Genomic DNA, 7832 nt, shown 5'->3' on the forward strand with positions numbered 1-7832 from the left:
CTCCCGTTGTCATTGCGATTGTCTTGATGAGTATCATTAGGACTATCATTCTTCACAGCGACACCCGCTCCATCCATGGCCCGACCAGAATGCTAGCGAACGTTCAAAAAATTGGTAGGTGGGGTCGCCGTGCCGCTAACATCAGATCGACACGATGTCAGGCCTGAATCAGTCGCTGAAAGGCCATGGGCGCATCGAGAACCTGTTCGAGGATGCCGACCTCCAGATGGCCGGATACGCCGCCGCCCTGCGCGTGTTGACGAAATACACAACCATCGACGGCGTGGACATGACAAAGGAGGCATTGCGCCCGCGCACGAAGGGCGAGCGCGGTCTAGTCGCCGACGTCATCGAGTTGGCGGTGCAGATCGCCAACGAGCACATGGTTCCGGAACGCATGTCTCCGAAGGTTTGGGAGAACCTCACCGGCTCCGAACGCTTCTTCTTCAAGATGATGGATGTCGAGGAGACCGGGGCCAATAAGCTCGACAACTACCAGAACTTCTCCCGCGCCTTCCGTGTGCCGAAATACGACGACCTGATGGGTTCGCTAGAACCCAACAAGGCCAGACTGAAGTCCGCCAAGGAGTTCAAGAAATCTGGTTTCGAAGGCGGCGAGTTCGGCGGATCGAAATCCCGCGCCCTCCTCTTCGCTATTTACGAAATCCAGAACGACATCGACGGCGACGAGGTGTTGTCCCACCTGCGCGACTTGGTTCCCGATTATTTCAACGCCCGTGAAGACCTAGCATCGCTTGCCGAATACATCTCAAAAAAACGAACCAAAATCGACGAGCAGGAATCCCGTGCTGCCGGTATCCTCCATGGATTGATTCGCAACGAACGATTTGGATGACGGCATGGACGTTAAGACCGGCGATGGCAGCTTAACCGAACTCGTTGGCGGCGGAATGCTGAATCGCTTCTCTTCGCGCCATGGGCGCCTGTCCCACGTATATCTAAAGGATAGGCTCAAAGGCGCGTCGGAATATCTCCGCATCGCCGGCTATTTCCGGTCCTCGATCTTCGACCTTGTTAATGAAGAGATCGAATCCATCGGCAAGGTGCGAGTCGTCTGCAACGCCGATCTCGATCCACAGGACATCAACGCCGCCAAGCAGGCCCGCGAGCAGCTTCTCAAGGAACGCTGGAACGAGGTCGATGATTCCGTCGAAAGCTTCCTCCGGCGCCCGCGCTACAGGCGGCTGTATGAGATTTTGAAGAAGGGAAATGTCGAAATACGTGTCGTGTCCCGCGCCGACGCGCCCTTTCTTCACGGCAAGGCCGGCGTCATTCGTCAACCTGACGGATCGGCGACGTCCTTTATGGGCAGCCTGAACGAGACCCGCGAAGGCTGGAGCCAGAACTACGAACTGGTGTGGGAGGACTCCTCGGCCGACGGCGTCGCGTGGGTCGAGGACGAGTTCGAGCATCTCTGGGCGATCGGCAAGCCCCTTCCCGACGCCATCATCGAAGAGATCGGCCGTAGCGCAAGGCGGGTCGAGGTCCAGTTGGAGGAACTGGAGGCGCAGGATGTGGCGCCGGCCGCCCTGGTGGAAAGCAACCTCTACCGCGGCGGAGAGCAACTGATGTCGTGGCAGCGGGCCTTCGTCGGCCTGTTTCTCCATCATCGCGCCGTCTACGGAAAGGTACGTCTGCTGCTGGCGGACGAGGTCGGCGTCGGCAAGACGCTATCGCTCGCCGGCAGCGCACTGGTCTCGTCCCTGCTCGGCGACGGACCCGTCCTGATCCTTTGCCCGGCCACGCTGACGACCCAGTGGCAGATGGAGTTGAAGGACAAACTCAACATGCCCTCGGCAGTTTGGCTATCCAGCCAAAAGGCATGGCAACTCGATCCGGATGAGCTGCCTCTTCCATCTGTCGGCGCCGAAGGTATCCTGAAATGCCCGCGCCAGATCGCCATCGTTTCAACCGGCCTGATCGTCCACATGACAGAGGAGCGTAAACTCCTGATGGCGAAGAAATTCGGCCTCGTTATGCTCGATGAGGCGCACCGCGCCCGAGGCACCAAAACGAAGTCGGCAGACGAGCGCAAGGCCAACAATCTTTTGGAATTCATGATGGAGGCGGCCGGCCGCGCAGAGCACGTCCTCCTCGGCACCGCGACCCCCATCCAAACGGATGTCGCCGATCTGTGGGACCTGTTGAAGGTCCTGAGCCAAGGCATAGATTTCGTGCTCGGCAACGCATGGAGCCCCTGGCGCAATCACGTCAAAGCTGTGCCTATGATCACCGGCGAGGTAGAACCAAAAACCGAGCGCGACGCTTGGGAATGGTTCCAGAATCCTATACCGCCGGCCAAAGAAGCCGACGTGATCTTCGGTTATGTGCGAAACGCCATCGGCTTGCCGGACGCCAAGTTCGTCACCGACATACCCTACAGCCAAATACCCGACGATGACGATTTCGTTCGGCCGCAGTTCGAAGACGATGTCCTGACGCGCTCCAACGGCTTGGCATTCTTCCAAAGAAATAACCCCATCGTCCGCCACGTCGTGCTGCGCCGGCGCGCGAAATTGGAAGCTGCCGGATTGCTTCCAAGGATACCGGTCGACATCCATCCGATGCTTGGAACGGCGCCCGCCATGTTCGACGGGCTTGGGCTGCGGACCACCGTCGAGTTCGACAACGCCTATGAGGCCGCCGAAAAATTCACCAAGGCGTTCGGCAAACGCCAAAAAGCCGCCGGATTCCTGAAAGGGATGCTGCGGCAACGGATCTGTTCCAGCGTCGCTTCCGGGCTTTCAACAGCGCGAAAACTGCTGGAAGGACGCCCGATCGAAGACGAGGAATTCCAACTGGACCTCGGCGACGACAAACTGGAAATAGTCGACGAGGAGCGGCTCCACCTCCAAACGATCATTGACGAACTTGGAAAAAACCCGACTGACCCAAAGCTGGACGCTGTCCTGTTCTATCTGGTCGAACGCCGCTGGCTGGAGATGGGCTGCATCATCTTCAGCCAGTACTACGACACGGTCAAATGGATTGGCGAACGCCTGACCCAACGCCTACCCGGCGAGACGGTCGCCGTCTATGCCGGCGCCGGAAAATCAGGCCTGCTCATTAACGGTGAATGGAAAAGCGTCCTTCGTGAGGAAATAAAAAAGGCGGTCAAAGAGCACCGCATTAGGCTGGTCGTCGCCACCGACGCGGCCTGCGAAGGCCTGAACCTCCAAACACTTGGAACTCTCATCGACGTCGATCTTCCCTGGAATCCATCGCGCTTGGAACAGCGTATCGGCCGCATAAAGAGGTTCGGCCAACGACGTGAAAAGGTCGATATGGCCAATTTCGTCTATCACGGCACGATCGACGAAAAGGTCTATGAGAAGCTCTCGTCCCGCATGCAGGACCGCTACAGCATTTTCGGAACCTTGCCAGACGTAATCGATGCCGACTGGATCGATGATATTGAAAACCTCGACGAAAAGCTTCGCGACTTTACGACGAAGAAGAAGCAAGCCAATGCCTTCGACTTACGTTACGAAGAAGATGTAACAGCTGACGACCAGCGATGGGAACTTTGCGAACGAGTGCTCGCCCGCACCGACGTCACAAAACGTCTTTCTCGGGGATGGGGTGAAAGGGAACGGCCGCCGGCATAAGCATTCGTTCACGGCGAATTTCATCGACGCCATCGTCGCAGTCGCCATAATTCTAAAGATTCTTTTGCAAAGCTCATGCTTCGTTAAAACGACCGTCCGAGATCGCCGAAGCATCGCGGCGCGCCAACCGCAGCGCCGCCGAAGTCGTCGCAGCGATACTGGAAGACCGCCTCACCTGGCGCGGCCGCCTCGCCGGCGCCGTCGGGTTTTCCTCCGTCCTCGTCAACCTCGACGAGGTAAAGCGCGTTCTCGCCGATCCAGAGCCCGACGCCGTCCCGAAATCCAGGGCATTTTATCTTCTGGGAACGTCAACCCGCGGCACTCTCGAACTGATCCGCCAAGGCGTTTTGTCTCTGGAGGAAGTTCGAAACCCCAAAAACCGCTGCCCGATGATGGCAATCCCTAAAATCCAGATCCAGCAATTCAAGGAGAAATACGTCTCCCTCTATGAGTTGGCCACCCAAACCGGGAAAGACCCGATCAGCCTCAGTCTGGAACTCGCCGTTCTCGGCGTCATGCCGGCAGCGACATAAACACCTTGATGTGGATGGCTTTCGGTTTGCCGGACGCATTAACCTTACCGGCTGGCTTGCCGGCGAAGAACGTTATATCGGCTTTCTGAAAGGCAAGGGCGACGTATCCGAATAATTCAGATTATTTCTCGGATGTGACTCCACGGTTCAAGACAAGAAAGACACCACCGACCTTGTCAAGGCGTTGAAAGCATTCGCCGACAACCAAAAGATGACGGGAGTCGTCAAAGACGAATTCTTGGCGAAAGAAAAATCAATCTGCGAAAAAGCCGCGAGTAACAAAGAACCGATTGAATTCGAGGCACTCGCCAACGAACTTATGCCAAAATTACCAGATAAATTGGTGGAAGTCCTTACGGATTCGGATTTGAAGTTAAATGACGACTTCGTCCCCGACCGCAGATCTCTCGGAGCACTCGTAAAATTCCGAGCGCGCACCAAGTTATGGTCGGTTGAATTCGAACGCGAAGCCCTGAGCGGCGGCAAAATCCTTTACGACGCCAAAGCAAAAACACTGACGTTCACTGACCTGCCACCTGATCTCACGGCTGCACTGACAGCGGCGCGAACCGGCCGCACAAACACGGCGTCGACGGCGCCCATCACTGGCGCGGCGCAAGTGATAAACAGAAGAAGTCCGACGAAAACGCCGAGGGCGACGATCACGAAAAGAGACATAGTCAAATTTCCACTTCGGTGGCGTGTCGCGAAATTTCGATGCTGCCGGATTCGCGGAAGATGTGTCGACCGGCGGTCGCCACAGAATGTGTTCGATGTTCGTCATTATGCCTCGGCATTGCTGATCCCGCAAAGGGGACTCGTGCATCCGTTCATGACATTGCAAAACAAAAGGGGATTATCCCCTTGACACAAGTCACCTAACATAAAGATATGTTTATGTCTTTTTACACGCACAACACGCGGCTTGGTTGATAAAAAAAATCAAACACGTCTTGACGGCTGAGTGTTCCGCCTTTAGTCTCGCCTGCATGACGAATCCTGCCATTGTTGTCCTCAAGGCCGAACGCGAAAAATCCGCCGCCGAAGTTGATCGGTTGGTGTTGATGCTACGTGACGCACGCGCAGCCTTGCGCTCGTTTGATGATGCAATTGCAACATTGGAGGGCCGGCCGGATTCAGTACCAACGCCAACTGGCTCTGTGTCTTTGAGGGACCTTGTCCACTCAATCATCAAGGCGTCAAACGGAATCACTGCCGGAGACGTAACGTCAGCCGTTGTCCAGAGCGGCAGAAACACGGATCACAATACCGTGCTTGGGACGCTATCCAGGCTACGGCGTGACAGACTAATCCACAAGGAAGAAAAACTATGGCTTGACGGCGCGGGCGACGACGCTGAACCGGAGGATGTTGAGCCCGAAATTGAGAGGGCCCCGACCGAAGTCGAGGCCCCTCTAAAAGTTGGAGACGAAGCTGAACTGGATGACCAAGGGGCCCTTCAAAAGTCCAAGGTCGCACAGCACCCGATTGCTAATCGGGAGAGTGTGGGTTCGAAGCCCACCGTCTCCGCACCACTCCGCAGGGATTTGCTTGCTGGCGCGGCGTTCCCTGTGGTGCCAACCCAACCCAAACCACCGTGGCTACGGTAGAAAGGAACTGGTCATGTGGCGCGCGATCAGCTTAATAACAGCAGTTTGAGCCGCTAGGTTGGCTGCTCGCTTTAGGGGGCTGCATGAGTTATCATGTTGCCCTCTAATGTTATAGGAGTATGCATTTTTGCGAGAATCCGTCAAGACTCTCGGCTACTTATCGTTAGCGGCAGCTCAAGCTTCTGGCGCGCTAGATGATTTTGTTTCTCAAGAGGAAGCGCGTGGCATCGGGCCTATCGACCGCGCCGCGTTCGACGACTTGACGGCGGCGCTGGTTAAAGCGCCGCAATCAGAAAATCAAACATCGCGTTCCGCATCTGGCGATGGTTCGACCGAAACGAAAACTCGCCAAGATACCGATCCATGTGAGTAGCGCTGATATGGATATGCGTTGATGCGACCGACTTTTTAAACAGCTTCCAAAACGATTCGACGTTGTTGGTATGGTGCGTCGCGTCGTGCCGATAGTCGTAATAGATCCACTCCTTCGCGCCATGCTTGAACGCGCCATGCTTGTAGCCGTCGCCGTCCAGTAAATTGTAGCTGTAAAGCTCGTCGGTCGAGACGACGGCGCCCTTTTCGACATTTTCGAGAACGACGCTAAGCGTATCTTTCTTGACGTTCGGGATAACCCGCGTCGTCAGGTTTCCGCCGCGCTCCTTAAGACCCATGACAATCGTCTTGCCTTCGGCGCCGCGACCGCGCTTGCCAGAGCGATGACCGCCGACATAAGCCTCATCAAGCTCAACGTGGCCCCGCAGCATTTCAAAGCCATCGGCCTTAGTCATGAGGTGGTCCCGGTTGTCTGAACAGTTTCCCGCGAAAGATAAGTGTCGTTCTGCCGGGTTTGGTTGTTAGCGGATTGCCGGGCATTTGTCGCGATGGAGGGCGGGCGTAGCCCAACCGGAATTGCGACAAATGCCCGGCGGCGAAAAATTCATGCGGCCATCGCGATGGCTGGATGGTTGAAGTAAGCCTCGTCCGGCGTCCGCCGGTCAAGGCTCGAATGCGGACGCAGGCTGTTATAAAAATGGAGGTATCGGCCAAGCGACGCTCGCGCGTCGCCGACGCTGTCGTAAGCGCGCAGATAAACCTCCTCGTACTTCACCGATTTCCAAAGCCTTTCGACAAACACGTTGTCGCGCCAAGCCCCCTTTCCGTCCATGCTGATGGCGATCTTGTGGTCGATCAGCACATGCGTGAACTCCTCGCTGGTGAACTGGCTGCCCTGGTCCGTGTTGAAAATCTCCGGCTTGCCATGTTTCGCCAGAGCTTCCTCCAGCGCCTCGACGCAAAAACCAGCCTCCATCGTGATCGACACCCGATGCGACAACACGCGCCGCGTGAACCAGTCGACAATGGCGACGAGATAGACAAAGCCCCGCGCCATCGGAATATACGTGATGTCGGTGGCCCAGACCTGGTTCGGCTTCTCGACTGTCACGCCGCGTAACAGATACGGATAAATCTTGTGGCCCGGCGCCGGCTTCGACGTGTTCGGCTTGCGATAGATCGCCTCAATGCCCATGCGCTTCATCAGCGTCGCCACATGGCGGCGCCCGATCGGAACGCCTACGCGATTCAGAAAGTCGCGCAGCATCCGGCTTCCGGCGAACGGATATTCCAGATGCAGTTCGTCGATCCGCCGCATGATCGCGAGGTCCTCGGGCGAAACGGGCCGGGGGCTGTAGTAAACGCTGCTCCGGCTGATGTTCAAAACCTTCGCCTGCCGGACGAGGGAAAGATCGTGATCCCTGTCGATCATCGTTTTGCGCTCAGCAAACCCGCTTTGGCGAGCGCCCCTTCCAAAAAATCGTTCTCCAGCGCCAACTCTCCGATCTTGGCATGCAGCGCCTTTAAATCGACGACCGGCGCGGAGGCTTCGCTCCCGCCGTGCCCGAAGACCCCGGCCGCGCCTTCAAGCAGCTGAGCCTTCCATTGCGTGATCTGGTTGGCGTGAATATCGAACTGTTGCGCCAATTCGGTCAGCGTCTTTTCGCCCTTCAGGGCGGCCAGAGCCACCTTCGCCTTGAATGCCGGCGTGTGGTTCCGACGCGGTC

General features: G+C 56.8%; 4 protein-coding genes, 1 tRNA gene and 2 pseudogenes. 5 read left to right on the forward strand and 2 right to left on the reverse strand.

Annotation, left to right across the window (positions count from 1 at the left end; genetic code table 11):
* The first annotated feature begins 154 nt into the window (after window positions 1-154).
* From QZY01_RS20770 to QZY01_RS20790, 5 genes and pseudogenes are all read left to right on the forward strand, one after another.
* The gene (locus QZY01_RS20770) at window positions 155-856 is read left to right on the forward strand and encodes a hypothetical protein (RefSeq protein WP_294541035.1); all 702 of its coding nucleotides are present in this window, start codon (window positions 155-157) and stop codon (window positions 854-856) included.
* A gap of 4 nt (window positions 857-860) precedes the next feature.
* Complete coding sequence (locus QZY01_RS20775; RefSeq protein WP_294541037.1) at window positions 861-3629, forward strand: phospholipase D-like domain-containing anti-phage protein; 2769 nt, start codon at window positions 861-863, stop codon at window positions 3627-3629.
* A gap of 389 nt (window positions 3630-4018) precedes the next feature.
* Window positions 4019-4162, forward strand: a complete 144-nt coding sequence (locus QZY01_RS20780) for a hypothetical protein (protein WP_294541039.1) — start codon at window positions 4019-4021, stop codon at window positions 4160-4162.
* 127 nt (window positions 4163-4289) lie between these two features.
* Window positions 4290-5030: pseudogene (locus tag QZY01_RS20785) on the forward strand (nucleoid-associated protein); the annotation flags it as partial.
* Window positions 5031-5586: 556 nt separating this feature from the next.
* Window positions 5587-5692: transfer RNA gene (locus QZY01_RS20790), tRNA-Ser, on the forward strand.
* 355 nt (window positions 5693-6047) lie between these two features.
* Here QZY01_RS20790 and QZY01_RS20795 read toward each other — a convergent pair.
* Together QZY01_RS20795 and QZY01_RS20800 are read right to left on the reverse strand one after the other, a co-directional pair.
* Window positions 6048-6563 (reverse strand): annotated as a pseudogene (locus tag QZY01_RS20795) (IS1595 family transposase); the annotation flags it as partial.
* 146 nt (window positions 6564-6709) lie between these two features.
* A protein-coding gene (locus QZY01_RS20800) for an IS3 family transposase (RefSeq protein ID WP_294541041.1) occupies window positions 6710-7832 on the reverse strand; the annotation gives its coding sequence in 2 pieces (ribosomal slippage) (window positions 6710-7578 and window positions 7578-7832; 1124 coding nt annotated over the 2 pieces). This gene is flagged as partial in the annotation.

This window comes from uncultured Rhodoblastus sp. (genome assembly GCF_903903185.1).
GTDB lineage: Bacteria > Pseudomonadota > Alphaproteobacteria > Rhizobiales > Beijerinckiaceae > Rhodoblastus.

Coding starts and splice junctions, on each gene's coding strand:
- QZY01_RS20770 (WP_294541035.1), top strand. CDS start 155: ATGTCAGGCCTGAATCAGTCGCTGAAAGGCCATGGGCGCATCGAGAAC.
- QZY01_RS20775 (WP_294541037.1), top strand. CDS start 861: ATGGACGTTAAGACCGGCGATGGCAGCTTAACCGAACTCGTTGGCGGC.
- QZY01_RS20780 (WP_294541039.1), top strand. CDS start 4,019: ATGATGGCAATCCCTAAAATCCAGATCCAGCAATTCAAGGAGAAATAC.